General features: G+C 26.9%; 1 protein-coding gene. It reads left to right on the plus strand.

Annotated elements, in window-relative coordinates; translation table 11 throughout:
- Positions 1 to 63: 63 nt before the first annotated feature.
- Positions 64 to 402 (plus strand): hypothetical protein (locus J8281_RS19165; protein WP_210199257.1); only part of this gene is annotated, 339 nt, incomplete at its 3' end.

Here is a 402-nt window from a genome sequence, read left to right on the forward strand (position 1 = left end):
GCTTCAAGAGTGGCTTATTCTCCAGTTTCTGTATATAGATACTTCCAAAGTCCGGAATCTACAATGCGAACAAAAACTCAAAGTTTTAAAAAAAGAATTGCAGAATATTTCCTGGCTTTAATTTTTGATTTAGAGAATTTTATAACTAGTCTCGAACATTTATCAATAGCTCACAAGGATATTATCATAGAGCATATTAAGTCAAGACGCGATTCATTTGTCTTTTTTACTATAATAAAAATGATTAGGGCTAGGTTTGGCATTAATACATTTAAAAAAAATATTTCCGCATTAACAAATATTGGGGTTTATCCAATACAATATTTTATGTGTAATAAGTATAATACGTTCAAATATAGGATGTTAAATTATATTTTAAATAATAGATTTTTGCTTTTTACT

The sequence above is a fragment of the Aquimarina sp. U1-2 genome (genome assembly GCF_017897595.1).
GTDB lineage: Bacteria > Bacteroidota > Bacteroidia > Flavobacteriales > Flavobacteriaceae > Aquimarina.